General features: G+C 57.7%; 18 protein-coding genes. 15 read left to right on the plus strand and 3 right to left on the minus strand.

Translation table 11 applies throughout. From position 1 onward, the window contains the following. Positions 1-31 precede the first annotated feature (31 nt). The 11 genes from GYN01_RS07560 to GYN01_RS07610 all read left to right on the plus strand — a co-directional run bounded on the left by GYN01_RS07560 (position 32) and on the right by GYN01_RS07610 (position 14091). On the plus strand, positions 32-2785 hold the full coding sequence (locus GYN01_RS07560) for an LPS-assembly protein LptD (RefSeq protein WP_203306809.1): 2754 nt from the start codon (positions 32-34) through the stop codon (positions 2783-2785). Then, on the plus strand, positions 2760-4100 hold the full coding sequence (gene surA / locus GYN01_RS07565) for a peptidylprolyl isomerase SurA (RefSeq protein WP_203306810.1): 1341 nt from the start codon (positions 2760-2762) through the stop codon (positions 4098-4100). Before GYN01_RS07560 ends, surA begins: the two co-directional genes overlap by 26 nt. Beyond that, positions 4097-5086: a 4-hydroxythreonine-4-phosphate dehydrogenase PdxA gene (gene pdxA, locus GYN01_RS07570; protein WP_048364235.1), complete on the plus strand. Its 990-nt coding sequence runs from the start codon at positions 4097-4099 to the stop codon at positions 5084-5086. The genes surA and pdxA overlap by 4 nt, the downstream gene beginning before the upstream one ends. Further along, the gene (rsmA, locus tag GYN01_RS07575; protein WP_048364234.1) at positions 5083-5901 is read left to right on the plus strand and encodes a 16S rRNA (adenine(1518)-N(6)/adenine(1519)-N(6))-dimethyltransferase RsmA; all 819 of its coding nucleotides are present in this window, start codon (positions 5083-5085) and stop codon (positions 5899-5901) included. The genes pdxA and rsmA overlap by 4 nt, the downstream gene beginning before the upstream one ends. Positions 5902-6016: 115 nt before the next feature. Beyond that, on the plus strand, positions 6017-6397 hold the full coding sequence (apaG, locus tag GYN01_RS07580) for a Co2+/Mg2+ efflux protein ApaG (protein WP_048364233.1): 381 nt from the start codon (positions 6017-6019) through the stop codon (positions 6395-6397). Beyond that, entirely contained in the window at positions 6397-7281 is an 885-nt protein-coding gene (locus GYN01_RS07585) for a symmetrical bis(5'-nucleosyl)-tetraphosphatase (protein WP_203306811.1), read from the plus strand. Before apaG ends, GYN01_RS07585 begins: the two co-directional genes overlap by 1 nt. A 20-nt stretch (positions 7282-7301) precedes the next feature. Next, a complete protein-coding gene (gene glpE / locus GYN01_RS07590; RefSeq protein ID WP_048402162.1) occupies positions 7302-7631 on the plus strand; it encodes a thiosulfate sulfurtransferase GlpE in 330 nt (109 codons plus the stop codon). A gap of 300 nt (positions 7632-7931) precedes the next feature. Beyond that, positions 7932-9854, plus strand: a complete 1923-nt coding sequence (locus GYN01_RS07595) for a PrkA family serine protein kinase (RefSeq protein ID WP_048364230.1) — start codon at positions 7932-7934, stop codon at positions 9852-9854. A gap of 113 nt (positions 9855-9967) precedes the next feature. Next, complete coding sequence (locus GYN01_RS07600; RefSeq protein WP_203306812.1) at positions 9968-11242, plus strand: YeaH/YhbH family protein; 1275 nt, start codon at positions 9968-9970, stop codon at positions 11240-11242. Next, positions 11239-12801 carry a SpoVR family protein gene (locus GYN01_RS07605; RefSeq protein WP_048364228.1) on the plus strand — a complete coding sequence of 521 codons (1563 nt, stop codon included), beginning with the start codon at positions 11239-11241 and terminating at the stop codon, positions 12799-12801. Before GYN01_RS07600 ends, GYN01_RS07605 begins: the two co-directional genes overlap by 4 nt. A 60-nt stretch (positions 12802-12861) precedes the next feature. Beyond that, complete coding sequence (locus GYN01_RS07610) at positions 12862-14091, plus strand: multifunctional CCA addition/repair protein (protein ID WP_203306813.1); 1230 nt, start codon at positions 12862-12864, stop codon at positions 14089-14091. A gap of 112 nt (positions 14092-14203) precedes the next feature. Here the strand turns inward: GYN01_RS07610 and folK are convergent, their stop codons facing one another. Then, on the minus strand, positions 14204-14740 hold the full coding sequence (gene folK, locus GYN01_RS07615) for a 2-amino-4-hydroxy-6-hydroxymethyldihydropteridine diphosphokinase (protein ID WP_048364226.1): 537 nt from the start codon (positions 14738-14740) through the stop codon (positions 14204-14206). Beyond that, on the minus strand, positions 14731-15084 hold the full coding sequence (gene folB / locus GYN01_RS07620) for a dihydroneopterin aldolase (RefSeq protein ID WP_048364225.1): 354 nt from the start codon (positions 15082-15084) through the stop codon (positions 14731-14733). Before folB ends, folK begins: the two co-directional genes overlap by 10 nt. Before the next feature lie 74 nt (positions 15085-15158). Between folB and plsY the strand changes: the two genes are divergently transcribed. Then, complete coding sequence (gene plsY / locus GYN01_RS07625) at positions 15159-15728, plus strand: glycerol-3-phosphate 1-O-acyltransferase PlsY (RefSeq protein WP_048364224.1); 570 nt, start codon at positions 15159-15161, stop codon at positions 15726-15728. A 46-nt stretch (positions 15729-15774) separates the two neighbouring features. Here plsY and tsaD read toward each other — a convergent pair whose 3' ends face one another. Continuing rightward, positions 15775-16806: a tRNA (adenosine(37)-N6)-threonylcarbamoyltransferase complex transferase subunit TsaD gene (tsaD, locus tag GYN01_RS07630; RefSeq protein ID WP_203306814.1), complete on the minus strand. Its 1032-nt coding sequence runs from the start codon at positions 16804-16806 to the stop codon at positions 15775-15777. Between the two features lie 198 nt (positions 16807-17004). Here tsaD and rpsU point away from each other — a divergent pair, with 198 nt between their 5' ends. The 3 genes from rpsU (at position 17005) to rpoD (ending at position 21557) form a co-directional block, all read left to right on the plus strand. Continuing rightward, positions 17005-17220, plus strand: a complete 216-nt coding sequence (gene rpsU / locus GYN01_RS07635) for a 30S ribosomal protein S21 (protein ID WP_002551877.1) — start codon at positions 17005-17007, stop codon at positions 17218-17220. A 472-nt stretch (positions 17221-17692) separates the two neighbouring features. After that, positions 17693-19642, plus strand: coding sequence for a DNA primase (gene dnaG, locus GYN01_RS07640; RefSeq protein ID WP_048364222.1), 1950 nt, complete (start codon positions 17693-17695; stop codon positions 19640-19642). 67 nt (positions 19643-19709) lie between these two features. Further along, positions 19710-21557: an RNA polymerase sigma factor RpoD gene (gene rpoD, locus GYN01_RS07645; RefSeq protein WP_048364221.1), complete on the plus strand. Its 1848-nt coding sequence runs from the start codon at positions 19710-19712 to the stop codon at positions 21555-21557. Positions 21558-21635 lie beyond the last annotated feature (78 nt).

Genomic DNA, 21635 nt, shown 5'->3' on the forward strand with positions numbered 1-21635 from the left:
TGATGGCACGCAGGAAGCCCGGACTAATAAGATGGCATTGAAATCCCCCGCGTTTCGTAAAAAATTTCCGTTGCTGGTAACCGGCAGTTTGCTGGCCATGCAACCTTTAGCTGCGCCATTCGCTGTTGCCGAGGAGCAGTATGACTGTTCCGTGTCGGCTTCGGGCGGCTGGGATTGCGCACCGAAAGCGACGACGGCTCAATTGCCGCCGCGCCCGGTTCACAGCGATGCATCGGTCGGCGCCAGTGGCGAGACGATCGAGCAAGTCGCCCAGACCCCGTTGGTGACAGAAGCCAAAGGCCGTGGTCTGAAAGCGCGCAGTGCCGACTACAGTCACCTCGACTGGGTGGAGCGCGACAAGCTGACCCCTGCACAACTGGCCGAAACCGGCCCGTATTGCTCGGGCGCTTACATCGAGCCAATCCGTCCGGGCATGAATGACCCGACCAGCAAAAGCGACTCCCCGACCTTTATCGGCGCCAAGGCTTCCCGCTACCAGCAGGAAGAGCAGATCGCGACGCTGGCCGGTGACGTTGTCATGCGTCAGGGCAGCATGCAGATCGAAGCCGACGAAGCCAGCCTGTATCAGGCTGAAAACCGGGGCGAGCTGAACGGCAAGGTCCGTCTGCGTGACAACGGTGCGTTGATTGTCGGCGATCACGCCGATGTTCAGCTCGACACCGGCGCAGCCAAGGTCGACAACGCTGAATACATCCTGCACAAGTCGCGCATTCGCGGCAGTGCGCTGTACGCCAAGCGCGGTGAAAACGCCATCATCCGCCTCAAGGATGGTACCTACACCACGTGCGAACCGAACAGCAACGCCTGGCAACTCAAGGGCAACAACATCACGTTGAACCCGGCCACCGGCTTCGGTACGGCCACCAACGTGACGTTGCGGGTTAAAGACATTCCGATCTTCTACACCCCGTACATCTATTTCCCGATCGACGACCGCCGTCAGTCCGGTTTCCTGCCGCCGTCCTTCAGCAGCAGCACCGACACCGGCTTTATGCTCGTGACCCCGTACTACTTCAACCTGGCGCCGAACTACGACGCCACGTTGTACCCGCGTTACATGACCAAGCGCGGCTTGTTGATGGAAGGCGAATTCCGCTACCTGACCGAGTCGAGCGAAGGTCAGTTTGGTGCCGCTTATCTGAACGACAAGGATGACAAGCGCAAAGACCAGACCGACTACAAAGACACCCGCTACATGCTCAACTGGCAGCACAAGGGTGGCCTGGATTCGCGCGTACTGACGCAGGTCGACTACACCAAGATCAGCGACCCGTATTACTTCCAGGATCTGCAAAGCGACCAGATCGGTGTTGAAAGCCGCGAATACGTGAACCAGCAAGGTTCTGTGACCTACCGTGGTGACACCTATAACGCCACGCTGAACGCTCAGGCCTATCAAATGGCCACCGTTACCCAGATCACGCCGTACAACAAGTTGCCGCAAATCACCTTCAACGGTGCGTTGCCGTACCACCCGGGCGGTCTGGACTTCAAATACGACACCGAGATTGTTCGCTTTGAGCGCAGCTTGGAAAACGGCGACTACACCAACGAAGACGGCACTGTCGCTAGCCGACTGGATACCCGTGTCGCAGGCCTGGCCCGCGCAAACGGTACGCGCCTGAACCTTGCGCCGAGCATGAGCTTGCCGATGACCGCGAGCTACGGCTACGTGACCCCATCGCTCAAGTACATGTACACCCAGTACGATCTTGATCTTGATAGCACGGGTAAAGATGCACTAACTAAGGCAGGGCAGAACTTTAGCAGCTCCCAAAGCCGTAGCGTCCCAATTGCCAGCATCGACAGCGGCTTGTACTTCGACCGCAACACTCAATGGTTCGGCACCAACTACCGCCAGACCCTTGAGCCGCGCGCGTTCTATCTGTACGTACCAGAACGCAACCAGGAAGACATTCCGGTTTTCGACACCAGCGAAAGCACGTTCAGCTACTCCTCGCTGTGGCGTGACAACCGCTTCACCGGTTCGGACCGCGTGGGTGACGAGAACAAACTGTCGCTGGGTCTGACCAGCCGCTGGATCGAAGACAACGGCTTTGAACGCCAACGCGTCAGCGTCGGCCAAGCCTACTACTTCAAGGACCGCAAAGTTCAGTTGCCGGGCATTTCCGACGACCGTAAGGACGCGACCTCCAACGTTTCCCCGTATGCACTGGAATACGCCTACCGCTTCAACCGCGACTGGCGTGCAACCGCTGACTACAACTGGGACCCGGAAACCCGTAGCCCGCGTTCTGGCAGCGCGATGATGCACTACCAGCCTGAAGACAACCCGAACAAGGTGGTCAACGCTGGCTTCCGTTATCGCAACGACCAGGTTCGCTACGACCAGTACACCGGTAAGTGGACCGTTGGCGGAGGCGATTACCTGTCTCCAGGCCAGCCTGGCTACATCAAGGATTACTACAAGATCAAGCAGCACGACTTCTCGGTGATCTGGCCGATCGTGCCGCAGTGGAACGTGATCAGCCGCTGGCAGTACGACTACAACCGCAACCGTACACTGGAAGCCTTCGGTGGTTTCGAGTACGACAACTGCTGCTGGAAACTTCGTCTGATCAACCGTTACTGGGTCTCCAACGACGAATACACCCAAGAAGCCCCTCAAAACGAGAAGGGCGACCATGGTCTCTTCCTTCAAATTGTGCTGAAAGGTCTCGGTGGCGTTGTTGGCACCAAAGTAGAGAGCTTCCTCGACAAAGGCATCCAAGGTTATCGTGAACGTGAAGATCAAGCTTTCTGAGTGTCTGCGCCCGCTAGTGCTGGGCGCGTTGTTCCTGGGTACCGCGGCTCACGCCGCGGTTCAGCCTCTGGATAAAGTCGTGGCCATCGTCGATAACGACGTGATCATGCAGAGCCAACTGGACCAGCGGGTTCAGGAAGTTCAGAAGACCATCGCCAAGCGCGGTCAGGGCGTACCGCCTGCCAGCGTTCTGGATCAGCAAGTGCTGGAGCGCCTGATCGTCGAAAACCTGCAATTGCAGATCGGCGAGCGCTCGGGCATTCGCATTACCGATGAAGAGCTGAACCAGGCTGTAGGCACGATTGCCCAGCGCAACAACATGACCATTGACCAGTTCCGTCAGGCGCTGGCTCGTGATGGCCTGTCGTATGAAGATGCCCGTGACCAGATCCGTCGCGAAATGATCATCAGCCGTGTGCGTCAACGCCGTGTGGCGGAGCGCATTCAGGTGAGCGATCAGGAAGTGCAAAACTTCCTCAAGTCCGATCTGGGCAAGATGCAAATGTCCGAAGAGTTCCAACTGGCCAACATCCTGATTCCAACGCCTGAAAGCGCGAATTCGGAAGCGATCCAGAACGCCTACAAACAAGCGGTTGATATCTACAACCAGCTGAAAAAAGGCGCTGACTTCGGCCAAATGGCAATCGCACGCTCGGGCAGCGATACCGCGCTGGAAGGTGGCGACATGGGCTGGCGTAAAGCGGCCCAACTGCCACCACCGTTCGACCGGCTATTGAGTGAAATGCCGGTGGGCGAGATCACTGAGCCTATTCGCACGCCTGGCGGTTTCATCATCCTCAAACTCAATGCCAAACGTGGCGGTGAGTCTGTGGTGGTGGACGAGGTGCATGTACGCCACATTCTGATCAAGCCAAGCGAAATCCGTACCGAAGCGCAGACGCAAGAGCTGATCAAAAGAATCCACGACCGTATCGAAGCGGGCGAAGATTTTGCGACCTTGGCTAAAACCTTCTCCGAAGATCCGGGTTCGGCGCTTAACGGCGGCGATCTGAACTGGGTTAACCCGGATTCGCTGGTGCCTGAGTTCCGCGCGGTCCTGGCTGATACCCCGCAAGGCAAACTGTCCAAGCCGTTTCAGACTCAATACGGCTGGCATGTACTGGAAGTGCTTGGCCGCCGCGCCACTGACAGCACGTCTCAAGCACGCGAACAACAGGCCATGAACGCCCTGCGTAACCGCAAGTACGACGAAGAGCTGCAAACTTGGCTGCGTCAGATCCGCGATGAAGCCTATGTAGAGATCAAACTGCCTGGCGCCACCTCGCAAGAGAACGCCGACCAGGCAGCACAGTGAAAAACCCGCGTTTTGCACTGACACCCGGCGAACCGGCAGGCATAGGTCCAGACCTGTGCCTGCTACTCGCCTCGCAACACCAGCCACATCCCCTGATTGCCATCACCAGCTGCGACCTGCTCACTGAGCGGGCCGCGCAGCTCGGTGTGGCTGTCACCCTGCTGCCGGTCAGCCCCGGCCACTGGCCTGAGCATCCGGCGCCAGCAGGCAGTTTGTATGTTTGGGATACGCCTTTGCACGCCCCTGTCACGGCGGGCACTCTGGACCAGGCCAACGCAGCCTTTGTGCTGCACACCCTGACTCGCGCCGCCCAAGGCTGCCTCGATGGCGACTTTGCAGGCATGATCACCGCCCCGGTACACAAAGGCGTGATCAATGAGGCCGGCATTCCCTTCTGCGGCCATACCGAATTCCTCGCCGACCTGACCCGCACTGAACAAGTGGTGATGATGCTGGCCACCCGCGGACTTCGCGTGGCGCTGGTAACAACGCACTTGCCGCTGCGTCAGGTCGCCGATGCAATCACCCCCGAGCGACTGATGCGCGTTACGCGTATTTTGCACGCTGACCTGCAACACAAATTCGGCATCGCCCAACCGCGCATCCTGGTGTGCGGGCTCAACCCCCACGCTGGCGAGGGCGGACATTTGGGCCATGAAGAAATCGACATCATTGAACCCACCCTGGAGCTACTGCGCAGCGAGGGCATGGACCTGCGTGGCCCGCTGCCTGCTGACACTCTGTTTACCCCCAAATATCTGGAACACTGCGACGCAGTGCTGGCGATGTACCACGACCAAGGCCTGCCCGTGCTGAAATACAAAGGGTTTGGCGCCGCCGTCAACATCACCCTGGGCTTGCCGATTATCCGCACCTCCGTAGACCATGGCACCGCCCTGGACCTGGCGGGCAGCGGCAAGATCGACACCGGCAGCCTGCAAGTCGCCCTGGAAACCGCCTACCAGATGGCCGAGACCCGTATATGAACGAGCAATACCAACACAAGGCGCGCAAGCGTTTTGGCCAAAACTTCCTGCATGACGCCGGTGTTATCGACCGCATTCTGCGTGCTATCAATGCCAAGGCCTGCGACCGACTGCTGGAAATCGGCCCGGGCCAAGGCGCATTGACCGAAGGCATCCTCGACAGCGGCGGCCAGCTCGACGTTGTTGAACTCGACAAAGACCTGATCCCGATCCTGAACCAGCAGTTTGCCGGCATGAGCAACTTCACCCTGCACCAGGGTGACGCGCTGAAGTTCGACTTCAAAAGCCTCAACGCCGCACCGCGCACTCTGCGCGTAGTGGGCAACCTGCCGTACAACATCTCCACGCCGCTGATTTTTCACCTGCTGAAAAACGCCGAGCTGATTCGCGACATGCACTTCATGCTGCAAAAAGAAGTGGTTGAGCGCATGGCCGCAGGGCCTGGCGGTGGCGACTGGGGTCGCTTGTCGATCATGGTTCAGTACCACTGCCGCGTCGAACATCTGTTCAACGTAGGCCCGGGCGCATTCAACCCGCCGCCTAAAGTTGATTCCGCGATTGTCCGTCTGGTGCCGCACGAAGTCCTTCCGCACCCCGCCAAAGACCATCGCCTGCTGGAACGCGTGGTTCGCGAAGCCTTTAATCAGCGTCGCAAAACCCTGCGCAACACCCTTAAAGCCTTGCTCAGCAACGCTGAAATCGAAGCCGCAGGCGTCGATGGCAGCAAACGTCCTGAGCAACTCGACCTTGCCGCCTTTGTGCGCCTGGCTGACAAGCTCAGCGAACAACCGGTTGCAGCGCCCGCTGCCGACTGATTGAACGCGTAAAACGGGTACAGGCCACATCTGGCCTAGTACCCGTGTCTTGGCCTAGACTCAGGCATCAGTTTTATCCCAAGCTGTGTCTCCGCATTCAAGTAAGGCCTTCAGAATGTCTGATCCCCGCTATCAGGTCGACGTCAGCGTCGTCACCCGCTACTTGCCAGAACAATCCCAACCCGATCAGGATCGCTATGCCTTCGCCTATACCATCACGGTGAAGAACAACGGCTCTGTGCCTGCACAATTGTTGTCACGTCATTGGGTGATCACCGATGGCGACGGGCACGTCGAAGAAGTGCGTGGTGCAGGCGTGGTGGGCCTTCAACCGTTGATTCAATCCGGTGAAGAGCACACCTACAGCAGCGGTTCGGTCATCACGACCAAGGTCGGCACCATGCAAGGCAGTTATCTGATGCAGGCTGACGACAACTATCAGTTCAAAGCAACCATCGCGCCCTTCCGCCTCGCCGTACCCGGAGCGTTGCACTGATGACGGTGTATGCCGTTGGCGACCTGCAAGGCTGCCTGCAACCGCTTAAATGCCTGCTGGAGCGGGTAGCGTTCAACCCGACCACCGACACCCTCTGGCTGGTGGGCGACCTGGTCAATCGTGGCCCCGAGTCACTGGAGACCCTGCGTTATCTGTACCGCATGCGCGAATCACTGGTGTGCGTGCTGGGCAACCATGACTTGCACCTGCTTGCAGTGGGCCACAATATTGAGCGCCTGAAAAAAGGCGACACGTTGCGCGAGATCCTTGACGCCCCGGATTGCGCCGAGCTGCTCAATTGGCTACGCCAACAGCCGCTCCTGCACTACGACCTGCTGCGTAATACCGCACTGGTCCATGCGGGCATTCCACCGCAGTGGAGCCTGAAAAAAGCCCTCAAGTACGCCAGCGAAGTGGAACATGCACTAAGGGATGACAGCCTGCTGGGGCCTTTTCTCGACGGCATGTACGGCAACGAACCGGCCAAGTGGGACAACGACCTGACCGGCATCGCACGCCTGCGGGTGATCACCAACTACTTCACGCGCATGCGCTTTTGTACCCGCGACGGCAAACTCGACCTTAAAAGCAAAGAAGGCGTCGGCAGCGCCCCGCCCGATTACGCACCGTGGTTCAGTTACAAAGAACGTAAAACTCAAGACCTGAAGATCATCTTCGGGCATTGGGCCGCACTGGAAGGCCACTGCAAGGAGCCGGGGATTTTCGCCCTCGACACCGGCTGCGTCTGGGGCGGGGCCATGACCCTGCTCAATGTCGACACCGGCCAGCGTTTAAGCTGCGATTGCGACGACCTCCACCTTGCGGCGCCTGTCACGGCTCCCCCCCCTTCCCAACCTTTGGGCGCAACCCCCACGCGCCCGTAGTCAGGCCACAGGAATTTCCCATGACCGAATTCAAACGTATCCCGCCCCAGCAAGCCCACACACTGCGCGAACAAGGCGCAGTAGTGGTTGATATCCGAGAGCCGCAAGCCTTTGCCGCCAGCCATATCACTGGCGCCAAACACCTGGACAACCATTCGCTGCACGACTTCATTGCCAACGCTGACCTCGACGCGCCACTGATTGTCGCCTGCTACCACGGCAACTCCAGCCAAAGTGCAGCGGCCTATCTGGTCGCCCAAGGCTTTAGCGAGGTGTACAGCCTGGACGGTGGCTTCGAACTATGGCGCACGACTTTTCCGAAGGAAACGTCCGGCGAGTCTGCTGAATAATTTTTTAATAAACGCCAAGCCCGCGTATTCAGTGGGCTGGCGCCCTGCCAGACCAACGGTCTAATGCAACAAATCACGCATCTCACCTTGACCTCCCCCATAACCAACTATCCTTTAGCTCAGGCCATCCGAATCTGGGGAGAGCCGGTACACCGGCGTATGGATCATCAGTAGTAACTTCAAAGGGTTAGCCCCTTTGATGGTGTCCTGGGGGGTACACAGCGACTGCAACGTTGCTGCATGCCAGCACTCGAACTGACCGATCAATCGCCGGCTCCACGTATCGAGCGAGGTGACGTCATGAGTATTTTTAGCCACTTCCAACAACGCTTTGAATCCACACGCCAAGAAGAGCTCACGCTCCAGGAATACCTTGAGCTGTGCAAAAACGACAAAAGCGCTTACGCCTCTGCCGCCGAAAGGCTGCTGCTGGCCATCGGTGAACCGGAACTGCTGGACACCTCGACCAACTCTCGCCTGTCGCGAATCTTCTCCAACAAAGTGATTCGCCGTTATCCGGCCTTTGCTGACTTCCATGGAATGGAAGAATGCATTGAACAGATCGTCTCGTATTTCCGCCACGCCGCCCAAGGGCTGGAAGAAAAGAAACAAATCCTCTACCTGCTCGGCCCGGTGGGCGGCGGCAAGTCCTCGCTGGCTGAAAAGCTCAAACAGCTGATCGAGAAGGTGCCGTTCTATGCCATTAAAGGCTCGCCCGTATTCGAGTCGCCACTGGGGCTGTTCAACGCCACCGAAGATGGCGCCATCCTTGAAGAAGACTTCGGGATTTCCAAGCGCTACCTGAGCACCATCATGTCGCCGTGGGCCACCAAACGGCTGGCCGAGTTTGGCGGTGACATCAGCCAATTTCGCGTGGTCAAGCTCTATCCCTCCATCCTCAACCAGATCGCAGTGGCAAAAACCGAGCCGGGTGATGAGAACAACCAGGACATTTCTGCGCTGGTGGGTAAGGTTGATATACGCAAACTCGAAGAATTCCCACAGAACGACGCCGATGCTTACAGCTACTCGGGCGCACTGTGCCGGGCCAACCAGGGCCTGATGGAGTTCGTCGAAATGTTTAAAGCGCCGATCAAGGTGCTGCACCCGCTGCTTACCGCCACTCAAGAAGGCAACTACAACAGCACCGAAGGGCTGGGGGCGATTCCGTTTACCGGAGTCTTGCTGGCGCACTCCAACGAGTCGGAGTGGCATACCTTCCGCAACAACAAAAACAACGAAGCGTTTATCGACCGGATTTACATCGTTAAAGTGCCGTACTGCCTGCGCGTCAGCGACGAAGTCAAAATCTACGACAAATTGCTGTTCAACAGCTCGCTGGCCAAAGCCCACTGCGCGCCTGACACCCTGAAGATGCTCGCTCAGTTCACCGTACTGTCACGCCTCAAAGAGCCGGAAAACTCCAATATCTACTCGAAGATGCGCGTGTATGACGGTGAAAACCTCAAAGACACCGATCCGAAAGCCAAATCCATTCAGGAGTACCGCGACACGGCTGGCGTAGACGAAGGCATGAACGGCCTGTCGACCCGCTTTGCCTTCAAGATCCTGTCCAAGGTGTTCAACTTCGACCCGCACGAAATTGCCGCCAACCCGGTGCACCTGCTGTATGTGCTCGAACAGCAGATCGAACAGGAACAGTTCCAGCCTGAAACCCGCGAACGTTATCTGCGGTTCCTGAAAGAGTACCTGGCACCACGCTATATCGAGTTCATCGGCAAAGAGATCCAGACCGCGTACCTGGAGTCCTACAGCGAATACGGACAGAACATCTTCGACCGCTACGTGCTTTACGCAGACTTCTGGATTCAGGATCAGGAGTACCGCGATCCCGAAACCGGCGAAATCCTCAACCGCGTGGCGCTCAACGAGGAGCTGGAAAAAATCGAAAAACCGGCCGGCATCAGCAACCCGAAAGATTTCCGCAACGAAATCGTCAACTTCGTGTTGCGCGCCCGTGCCAACAACAACGGCAAAAATCCGACCTGGCTCAGCTACGAAAAACTGCGGGTCGTGATCGAGAAGAAAATGTTCTCCAACACTGAAGACCTGCTGCCGGTCATCAGCTTCAACGCCAAGGCGAGCAAAGAGGACCAACAGAAACACAACGACTTTGTGACCCGAATGGTCGAACGCGGCTACACCGACAAACAAGTACGACTGCTCTCCGAGTGGTACCTGCGGGTCAGAAAATCGCAGTGATGCAGCGCCAGGCACCCAGCAGCAGGTTGCACGTAAAAAGCGCATAAGCCCCACACCGGGAGCGCTTCAACTTGCAGCTTGCCGCTCACCCCTTGAAGCTGCCCGGAGGGCTTATGAGCTATGTGATCGATCGACGCCTCAACGGCAAGAACAAGAGCACGGTAAACCGCCAGCGCTTCCTGCGCCGCTATCGCGACCACATTAAAAAGGCCGTCGAAGAAGCCGTAGGTCGCCGCTCCATTACAGACATGGAGCATGGCGAGCAAATCAGCATTCCAGGCCGCGATATCGACGAGCCGGTGCTCCATCATGGCCGTGGCGGCAAGCAAACCATCGTGCACCCCGGCAACAAGGAGTTCACCAGCGGCGAACATATCCAGCGCCCGCAAGGCGGCTCAGGCGGTGGCGGCGGGCCTGGCAAGGCGGGCAACTCCGGCGAAGGCATGGATGAGTTCGTGTTCCAGATCACACAGGAAGAGTTCCTCGAATTCATGTTCGAAGACCTCGAACTGCCCAACCTGGTCAAACGCAACCTGACCGGCACTGACACCTTCAAAACCGTACGCGCGGGCATCAGCAATGAGGGCAACCCGTCGCGCATCAACATCATCCGCACCCTGCGCTCAGCCCACGCGAGGCGTATCGCCCTGACGGGCAGCAGCCGTAAAAAACTTAAAGAGGCCAACGCTGAACTTGAGCGACTAAAGCGCGAAGAGCCTGACAACTTCGGCGATATTAAAGAAATAGAGAGCGAAATCGAGAAACTCAGCGCGCGGATTCATCGCGTGCCGTTCCTCGACACCTTCGACCTCAAGTACAACTTGTTGGTCAAACAACCCAACCCCAGCTCCAAAGCCGTGATGTTCTGCCTGATGGACGTTTCCGGCTCCATGACGCAGGCCACCAAAGACATCGCCAAGCGCTTCTTCATCCTGCTGTACCTGTTTCTGAAACGGAACTACGACAAGATCGACGTGGTGTTTATTCGCCACCACACCAGCGCCCGTGAAGTGGACGAAGAAGAGTTTTTCTATTCCCGGGAAACCGGCGGCACCATTGTGTCCAGCGCACTCAAACTGATGCAGGAGATCATGGCTGAGCGCTACCCCACCAACGAATGGAATATCTACGCCGCACAAGCGTCCGACGGCGACAACTGGAACGACGATTCCCCCATTTGCCGCGACATTTTGATCAACCAGATCATGCCGTTCGTCCAGTACTACACTTACGTGGAAATTACCCCCCGCGAGCATCAGGCACTCTGGTACGAGTACGAACGCATCAGCGAGGCGTTTAGCGACACCTTCGCCCAGCAGCAATTAGTCTCGGCCGGCGATATCTACCCGGTCTTCCGTGAACTCTTCCAGCGCAGGTTAGTGACATGACCGCCAAAGAGAATAAACGCCATCCCATCTCCACTGGCTCAGAGTGGACCTTTGAACTGATTCAGGCCTATGACCGTGAGATCGGACGCTTGGCCGAACGCTATGCGCTGGACACCTACCCCAACCAGATAGAAGTCATCACCGCTGAACAAATGATGGATGCCTACGCCTCCGTAGGCATGCCGCTTGGCTATCACCATTGGTCCTATGGCAAACACTTCTTGAGCACCGAGAAGTCCTACACCCGTGGACAGATGGGGCTGGCCTACGAAATCGTCATCAACTCAGACCCGTGCATCGCTTATCTGATGGAAGAAAACACCATCTGCATGCAAGCGCTGGTGGTCGCGCACGCCTGCTACGGCCACAACAGCTTCTTCAAGGGCAATTACCTGTTTCGCACCTGGACCGACGCCAGCTCGATCATCGACTACCTGGTGTTCGCCAAGCAGTACATCATGCAGTGCGAAGAACGCCACGGCATTGATGCTGTTGAAGACCTGCTCGACTCCTGCCATGCGCTGATGAATTACGGGGTCGATCGCTACAAACGGCCGTATCCGATTTCTGCCGAGGAAGAACGCCGCCGGCAAAAAGACCGCGAAGAGCACCTGCAAAAACAGATCAACGATCTGTGGCGCACCATTCCCAAAGGCGCAGACAAGTTCAGCGAAAAAGACAACGCTCGCTTCCCCGATGAACCGCAGGAAAACATTCTGTACTTCATCGAAAAACACGCTCCTCTGCTGGAGCCTTGGCAGCGCGAAATCGTACGAATCGTGCGCAAAATCGCTCAGTATTTTTACCCGCAGCGCCAAACCCAAGTCATGAACGAAGGCTGGGCGACCTTCTGGCACTACACCCTGATGAACGACCTCTACGACGAGGGGCTGGTGACCGAAGGCTTCATGATGGAGTTCCTCACGTCCCACACCAGCGTCGTGTTTCAACCCGGCTTCGACAGCCCTTACTACAGCGGCATCAACCCCTACGCGTTAGGTTTTGCAATGTACCGCGACATCCGGCGCATCTGCGAAGCACCCACCGAAGAGGATTATCACTGGTTCCCGGACATGGCCGGCAGCGACTGGCTGTCGAGTATCAAGTTCGCCATGAGCAGCTTTAAAGACGAGAGTTTTATCCTGCAATACTTGTCCCCTAAAGTGATCCGCGACCTCAAGCTGTTCAGCATCATGGACGACGATCAGAAAGACGACTTGCTGGTCCCGGCCATTCATGACGAAAACGGCTACCGCATCATTCGCGAAACCCTGGCCGCTCAGTACAACCTGGGCAATCGCGAACCCAACGTGCAGATCTGGAGCATCGACCGGCGCGGTGACCGCTCGCTCACCCTGCGCCACCAACAACATGACCGCAAACCCCTGGGCGAGTCCACCGACGAAGTACTCAAACACCTGCATCGTCTGTGGGGCTTTGATATCCACCTCGAAACCCTGCAAGGCGATCAGATCATGAAAGTCCATCATGTGCCGCCCAAAGGCGAGCATGGCGAGATGGACTACGCGCGACTGGATCTCAGCGCCCTCCACCTGTGACACAAGGGCCTCCGTTTGTGCGGCGCAGCGGTTATCCTGTCGCGCTAACGGAGGTTTTTTATGCAGATCTATAAAGTCGGCGGTGCAGTACGTGATCGCTTGTTGGGCAAACCGGTCACCGACATCGACTGGGTGGTGGTAGGCGCCAGTGCCGAGCAAATGCTCGCCAAGGGCTTTCGCCCTGTAGGCTCCGACTTCCCGGTGTTCCTGCACCCCAAGACGGGTGAGGAGTACGCGCTGGCCCGCACCGAGCGCAAAAGTGGTCATGGCTATGGCGGTTTTGTGTTCCATGCCAGCCCCGACGTCACCCTCGAAGAAGACCTGATTCGCCGCGACCTGACCATCAACGCGATGGCTGAAGATAACGCTGGCAATATCACCGACCCGTATCATGGCCAACAGGACCTGGAAGCCCGGATATTGCGCCACGTTTCACCCGCATTCGCCGAAGATCCGCTGCGAGTGTTGCGCGTTGCACGCTTTGCTGCGCGCTATGCCGGGCTGGGTTTCAAGGTGGCTGCCGAAACCCTGGAACTGATGCGCCAATTGTCTGCCTCAGGCGAACTGCAAGCCCTGACACCCGAGCGCTGCTGGAAAGAAATCTCCCGAGCACTGATGGAAGACCACCCACAGGTATTTATCGAAGTGTTGCGCAGTTGCGGTGCACTGCACGCGCTGTTACCCGAGGTAAACGCACTGTTTGGCGTGCCGCAGCCCCCTGCCCACCATCCCGAAATAGACAGTGGTGTTCACACCCTAAGCGTGCTTGAACAAGCCGCGCGGCATCATCAGCCCCTGACCGTGCGCTGGGCGTGTCTGCTGCATGACGTGGGCAAAGGGCTGACCCGCGAGAGCGAGTGGCCGCGGCACATCGCCCACGAGCACAAGGGACAGCGCCTGATTAAAGCCATCAATGAACGCTTTAAAGTGCCTCGGGACTGTCAGGAATTGGCCATGTTGGTCGGCGAATACCACACCCACGGCCATCGCGCGCTTGAACTCAAGGCATCGACCTTACTGGAGTTGTTGCAACGTTTTGACGTGTACCGTCGGCCGCAACGCTTTGAAGAGTTCATCGTGGCATGCGAGATGGATGCCAAGGGACGGTTGGGGCTAGAAAACCGGCCTTATCCACAAGCGGATTACCTGCGAGGAGCGGCACAGGCAGCCCTGAGCGTCGCAGTCCAACCCCTGCTTGAACAGGGTTTCAAAGGCCCGGACCTGGGAGAGGCCCTCAAGCGCGAGCGACTCAAGGCACTGCAAGCCTACAAAGACGCCGCCAAAAACTGATGCCGAAACAGGTTGCCACGGCCTCGGACGCAAAACCTGTCGCTGACGCGTCATGCGAGGCTGCTTGCGGGGGTGATACTACCCGCGCCGCAGCCTCGCGCCTCGACAGCGACTACAACAACGGACAGGGGGGCAGCATGTTTGCCGGCGTCAACGGCACACCGCGCCATTCGAATGCGGCGGGTACGAGCACTTGATCGATTTGCGCGTCTGCCCACATTTGGCCCAGCGTTTTACCTGTACCCGGATGAACCCTTTCCGTGGCCATTAGCGACAACGGCCATAGCACGAAGGCATTGGTGAGAATTTCAGCACGCGGCAAGATCAATCCGTCGAAATTGCCCGTGAGGTCACCGTAAAACAACACGTCGATGTCCAGGGGCAAACCTTTGCGATCCTGAGCATATCGTCCGTTATCCGCTTCGATAAGTTTCAAACGTCGACTCAACTCAGGCAACGAAAGATCCGTTTCAGCCGACACTACGAGGTTGAAAAAGGGTCCGCTTTTGATCCCCACCGGCTGACTTTCAAACACTGGCGAGCAATTCACGCCCCGAAGAAAACCCGCCAGTGCATCAAGACCTGCGCGCAAATGCGTTTCGCGCTCGACATTGCTGCCCAGCCCGAGAAAGACCTGAGTTAGCGACATCCGCGCTCTATCTCCACACCCACCCCAGTGGCCGCCGCAACGGCACCAGGCTTGGTCAATTTGAGATGCAGCCAGGGAATATTAAATTCGTTCATCAACACCTCGGCCAAACGCTCGGCAAAGGTTTCAACCAACTGGAATTGAGCCTGGTCGGCAAATGCCTGAATACGCGCCGACACACTGGCGTAGTCCAATGCCAGTGTCAGGTCATCCCCCGCAGCAGCCGGGCGGTTGTCCCACGCAAAACTCAGATCAAGGCGCAAACACTGACGGATGCCACGCTCCCAGTCATAAGCACCGATTACGGTGTCAACTTCCAGGCCTTCGATAAACACTCTGTCCAAGCACTCTTCTCCGCAGCACGACAAGGGCGCAATGCGCCGTTAGAATCAGGGCGTCCTCGCCCGGAATAGTTAGCATGTTTTGGTTACTGGCGATTATCGCCTACCTGCTTGGCTCGCTGTCCTTCGCCATTTTGCTCAGCCGCCTGACCGGTAACCCCGATCCGCGAATGAGTGGCTCAGGCAATGCGGGCGCGACCAATATGTTGCGCCTGGCCGGTAAAAAACTGGCCATCCTCACGTTGCTCGGCGACCTGTGCAAAGGCTTGCTGCCTGTCTTGCTCGCCAACCAACTCGACTTCGCACTCCAGCAACAAGCCTGGATCGGCGTCTTCGCCGTCATCGGCCACATGTACCCGGCCTTCTTCCGCTTCAGGGGCGGAAAAGGCGTCGCCACGGCTGCCGGCATGCTGCTGGCACTGTACCCGCCCGCTGCCCTGCTGGCCGTAGCTGCGTGGCTATTGACCTTTCAACTCACCCGCACCAGCTCACTCGCCGCCCTGATTGCCACCCCTCTGACCCTGCCATTACTGGCCTGGCAAGAACCCGCCGCCCTGCTGCCCATGTGTGCACTGACCGCACTGATTGTGTGGCGCCACCGCGGCAATTTACGCGACCTGCTGGCCGGGCGCGAACGGCATTTCTGAATGCGCCAAATGAAAAAAGCTCATATTCGGCAACGTCCGCGCCCGCTCAACCTCGCAGCGGACTCAGTTGCTCCATTGGCCAGCGTGCCTGCACGCTGATTGCCAGGCTTTCGTGCTGACCGGCCTGCAAACGCTGGCAACCTGCAAACGCAATCATCGCGCCGTTGTCTGTACAGAACTCAGGACGCGCATAGAACACGTTGCCATTCATCTCGCCGAGCATTTTCTCCAGCGAAGCGCGCAATGCCGTATTGGCACTCACGCCGCCCGCAATCACCAGACGCTTCATGCCCGCCTGCTTAAGCGCGCGCTTGCACTTGATGGTTAAGGTTTCGACCACTGCCTGCTGGAACGCCAGCGCGATATCGCTGCGCGTTTGCTCACTGTCATCGCCCGCCGTTACGCAGCGCTGCCATGTGTTCAAGGCGAAGGTTTTCAACCCACTGAAGCTGAATGCAAGGCCCGGACGGTCCGTCATCGGGCGTGGGAACACAAAGCGCCCCGCAACCCCGTGAGCGGCCAGACGTGCGATTTCAGGACCGCCTGGATAGTTGAGCCCCATCATCTTCGCGGTCTTGTCAAACGCCTCACCTGCGGCGTCGTCGAGCGTCTCGCCGAGCAACTCGTATTGACCGATACCATCCACGCGCACCAGCTGCGTGTGACCGCCCGAGACCAACAAAGCGACGAACGGGAACTCGGGGGGCTGCTCCTCCAGCATAGGGGCCAGCAAGTGGCCTTCCATGTGGTGCACGCCCAGTGCCGGAATGCCCCAGGCAAAAGCCAGTGCCTGAGCGCACGAAGCCCCGACCAGCAAGGCCCCGACCAACCCCGGACCCGCCGTGTAGGCGATAGCGTCAATCTCTGTGGGCACGCAGTCTGCCTCGGCCAGCACCTGACGAATCAAGGGCAGCATGCGTTTGACGTGATCGCGTGACGCCAGCTCCGGCACCACACCGCCATAAGCGCGGTGCAGGTCGATCTGACTGAACAGCGCATCGGCTAAAAGCCCGCGCTCACTGTCGTATAGCGCGACGCCGGTTTCGTCGCAGGAAGTTTCTAATCCCAGTACTAGCATGGGTTTGCGCCTTGTAGAGGCTAAATTCGAAGGCGCGCATAATAGTCGCCACTACCGCCCCCGGCCAGCGGTTTTCGATCAGAGGCTTTGCATTCCGGGCGATGAGGGGTTAACATCCGCAACCCTTAAAAACCGACGTCTTCCAACGCGATTTTGCCTTGAGACGTTGACCCCGGTAATGAATGAAGGTAGCTCTGGATGCCAGCCGTCAAAGTAAAAGAGAACGAACCCTTCGACGTAGCTCTGCGTCGTTTCAAGCGCTCCTGCGAAAAAGCCGGTGTACTGGCTGAAGTTCGCAGCCGCGAATTTTACGAGAAGCCGACTTCTGAGCGTAAGCGTAAGGCAGCAGCTGCTGTTAAGCGTCACGCGAAGAAAGTTCAGCGCGAGCAGCGCCGCGCCGTTCGTCTGTACTAATACACAGACGTTCGTTGCATGCTTCTGCCAAGCCCGGCCTAAAGCCGGGCCGTAGGCAGTTGCAGCAAGTTACACGCACTATCGTCAAGGCCGCAGATGCGACCGCGACAAAAGCTACACACGTCAGACCTGGCCTATAAGCCAGCGGTGCACGTCTTTACTGACGAGCCTTTCAAGGCTACCGACGAGCACACACCTCTGATTTTCCTTAAAGACGATCAGCCCAAGGCATCTCTCCCCTGCCTGCTTATGAGCTATCCGAGACCAGCCATTGGTCAATGCCGGACTCAGAGCGTGACATTTTCGAACCCATTCACTCAGATTTAAACCCGAGTCTACGGAGCTTCGACAGATACACTTCCCGACATGATTGAGCAGACGCCACACGTTCGAGCAGCGCTTTCGCCTGCACGCCCTGATGACCAAGCCCATTTATTCGGCTATTTTTTTGCGCTGAGATGACGAGAACGCTATGGCAGGGTTAATCCCCCAGAGCTTTATTGACGACCTTCTGAACCGCACCGATATCGTCGATGTCGTCAGCTCACGCGTGCAAATGAAGAAAGCAGGCAAAAACTACACCGCCTGCTGCCCCTTCCACAAAGAAAAGACCCCCTCCTTCAGCGTCAGCCCGGACAAACAGTTTTATTACTGCTTTGGCTGCGGCGCAGGGGGGAACGCTCTCGGCTTCATCATGGACCACGACAACCTGGACTTCCCCCAGGCCGTCGAAGAACTGGCCAAAGCCGCAGGCATGGAAATCCCCCGGGAAGAAAGCGGTCGCCCGCACAAACCACGCCAGCCGACCGACTCCCCGCTTTACCCGTTGCTGACCGCTGCCGCCGACTTTTACCGTCAAGCCCTGAAAAGCCACCCGGCGCGTAAATCGGCTGTGGAGTACCTCAAAGGTCGCGGCCTGACAGGCGAGATCGCCCGCGACTTCGGACTGGGCTTCGCCCCACCCGGCTGGGACAACCTGTTCAAGCACCTGAGCAATGACACGCTCCAGCAAAAAGCCATGATCGATGCAGGCTTGCTGGTCGAAAACGCAGAGACCGGCAAACGCTACGACCGCTTTCGCGATCGCGTGATGTTTCCGATCCGCGACAGCCGTGGCCGCATCATCGCCTTCGGTGGCCGCGTACTGGGCGACGACAAACCCAAATACCTGAACTCCCCGGAAACCCCGGTTTTTCACAAAGGCCAGGAACTGTACGGGCTGTTCGAAGCGCGAAAGTTCAATCGCAGCCTCGATGAAATTATCGTGGTTGAAGGCTATATGGACGTTATTGCACTGGCCCAACAAGGGCTGCGCAATGCCGTTGCAACACTCGGCACCGCGACCAGCGAAGAGCATATGAAACGTCTGTTTCGCGTGGTGCCCAGCGTATTGTTTTGCTTTGACGGCGACCAGGCAGGCCGCAATGCCGCCTGGCGCGCACTGGAAGCCACGCTGCCCTGCTTGCAAGACGGCCGCCGGGCACGCTTCCTGTTTTTACCCGAAGGCGAAGACCCGGACACCCTGGTGCGGTCCGAAGGCAGCGATGCATTCAAGGCGCGAATCAATCAGCACGCTCAGCCGCTGGCCGACTACTTCTTCCAGCAACTGACGGAAGAAACCGATCCGCGCTCGCTTGAAGGCAAGGCCCACATGGCCACGCTGGCAGCGCCGCTTATCGATAAAGTGCCCGGCGCCAACCTGCGCAACTTGATGCGTCAGCATTTAAGCGAAATAACCGGTCTCAACAGCGAAGCGGTCAGCCAACTGGCGCAAAGTGCTCCCCCACCCGCGCAACCCGCCTACGACCCCGGCATTGATTACGACGCCATGCCGGATTACAGCGACTTCCAGCAGCCAGACGCCTACATCCCCCAACAGGAATGGACGCCGAAAAAAACCGGCGCTGGCGGCAAAAAGTGGGAAAACAAACCGTGGGACAAAAAGGGCAAGCGTGGCGGCGAGCGCGAACAGGCGTGGATCCCCGTGGGCGTTGAACCGCCCACCCTGACTGCCCTGCGCACACTGCTGCATCACCCTCAACTGGCTAAAAAAGTTGAGGATGCCGAGCACTTTGCAGCCGAAGATCAGACGAACAACCAGCTATTGATTGCACTGGTAGAGGCTGTACAGAAAAATCCTAAGCTAAGCTCTATCCAGTTACTGTCGCGCTGGCACGGCACTGAACAGGGTCGCTTACTACAAAGGCTGCTGGAAAAGGAGTGGCTAATTGATGCCGATAACCTTGAACAACAGTTTTTCGACACCATAACAAGCTTGTCAGCTCGTCAACGCGAGCGAAATTTAGAGCAACTTCTTCGAAAAGCACGTCAAGGCGAGCTCAGTACCGAGGAGAAAAATCAGTTACGCGACCTCCTAAGTCGCAATAATCCTGCATCAAACCCGACCTCAACTGGCGCGTGAGGTCATAGCTAAGGTATAATCCTCGGCTTGTTTTTTGCCCGCCAAGACCTTCAGTGGATAGGGTGTTATGTCCGGAAAAGCGCAACAGCAGTCTCGTATCAAAGAGTTGATCACCCTCGGCCGTGAGCAGAAGTATCTGACTTACGCAGAGGTCAACGACCACCTGCCCGAAGATATTTCAGATCCGGAGCAAGTGGAAGACATCATCCGCATGATTAATGACATGGGGATCCCCGTACACGAGAGTGCTCCGGATGCGGACGCCCTTATGTTGGCCGATGCTGACACCGACGAAGCCGCTGCTGAAGAAGCAGCCGCAGCGTTGGCGGCAGTAGAAACCGATATCGGTCGCACTACCGACCCTGTGCGCATGTATATGCGTGAAATGGGCACGGTAGAACTGCTGACACGCGAAGGCGAAATTGAAATCGCCAAGCGTATTGAAGAAGGCATCCGTGAAGTGATGGGCGCAATCGCGCACTTCCCTGGCACGGTTGACCATATTCTCTCCGAGTACACTCGTGTCACCACCGAAGGTGGTCGCCTGTCTGACGTCCTGAGCGGTTATATCGACCCGGACGACGGTATTGCGCCGCCCGCAGCCGAGATTCCGCCTCCTGTCGACCCCAAGGTGAAAGCCGAAGGTGATGACGAAGAGGACGATAAGGAAGAGGCCAGCGAAGAAGAGGAAGAGGTCGAAAGTGGCCCCGACCCAATCATCGCGGCACAGCGCTTTGGCGCCGTTTCCGATCAGATGGAAATCACTCGCAAGGCCCTGAAAAAGCACGGTCGCGACAGCAAGCAGGCAATTGCCGAGCTGGTTGCCCTGGCTGAGCTGTTCATGCCAATCAAGCTGGTCCCGAAGCAATTCGAAGGCCTGGTTGAACGTGTTCGTAGCGCCCTGGAGCGTCTGCGTGCACAAGAGCGAGCCATCATGCAGCTGTGTGTACGTGATGCACGTATGCCGCGTACCGATTTCTTGCGCCTGTTCCCGGGCAATGAAGTCGACGAAAGCTGGAGCGACGCGCTGGCCAAGGGCAAAAGCAAATACGCTGAAGCCATTGGTCGCCTGCAACCGGACATCATCCGTTGCCAGCAAAAGCTGTCGGCCCTCGAAGCTGAAACCGGCTTGAAGATTGCCGAGATCAAGGACATCAACCGTCGCATGTCGATCGGTGAGGCCAAGGCCCGCCGCGCGAAAAAAGAGATGGTTGAAGCCAACTTGCGTCTGGTGATCTCCATCGCCAAGAAGTACACCAACCGTGGCTTGCAGTTCCTCGACTTGATCCAGGAAGGCAACATCGGCTTGATGAAAGCGGTAGACAAGTTTGAATACCGCCGCGGCTACAAATTCTCGACTTATGCCACCTGGTGGATCCGTCAGGCGATCACTCGCTCGATTGCCGACCAGGCCCGCACCATCCGTATCCCGGTGCACATGATCGAGACGATCAACAAGCTCAACCGTATTTCCCGTCAGATGTTGCAGGAAATGGGCCGTGAACCGACCCCGGAAGAGCTGGGTGAACGCATGGAAATGCCTGAGGATAAAATCCGCAAGGTATTGAAGATCGCTAAAGAGCCGATCTCCATGGAAACCCCGATCGGTGATGACGAAGACTCCCACTTGGGTGACTTCATCGAAGACTCGACTATGCAGTCGCCAATCGATGTCGCCACGGTTGAGAGCCTTAAAGAAGCGACACGCGACGTACTCGGCGGCCTCACAGCCCGTGAAGCCAAGGTATTGCGCATGCGTTTCGGTATCGACATGAATACCGACCACACCCTTGAGGAGGTTGGTAAGCAGTTCGACGTGACCCGTGAGCGGATTCGCCAGATCGAAGCCAAAGCGCTGCGCAAGCTGCGCCACCCGACGAGAAGCGAGCATTTGCGCTCCTTCCTCGACGAGTGATCCCAAAACCCCCGGCCCTGCCGGGGGTTTTGCTATGTGCCCGCCACACGCTTCACCTTCTTTTCCCCTCTGCACATC

Source organism: Pseudomonas weihenstephanensis (assembly GCF_016812185.1).
Taxonomy (GTDB): domain Bacteria; phylum Pseudomonadota; class Gammaproteobacteria; order Pseudomonadales; family Pseudomonadaceae; genus Aquipseudomonas; species Aquipseudomonas weihenstephanensis.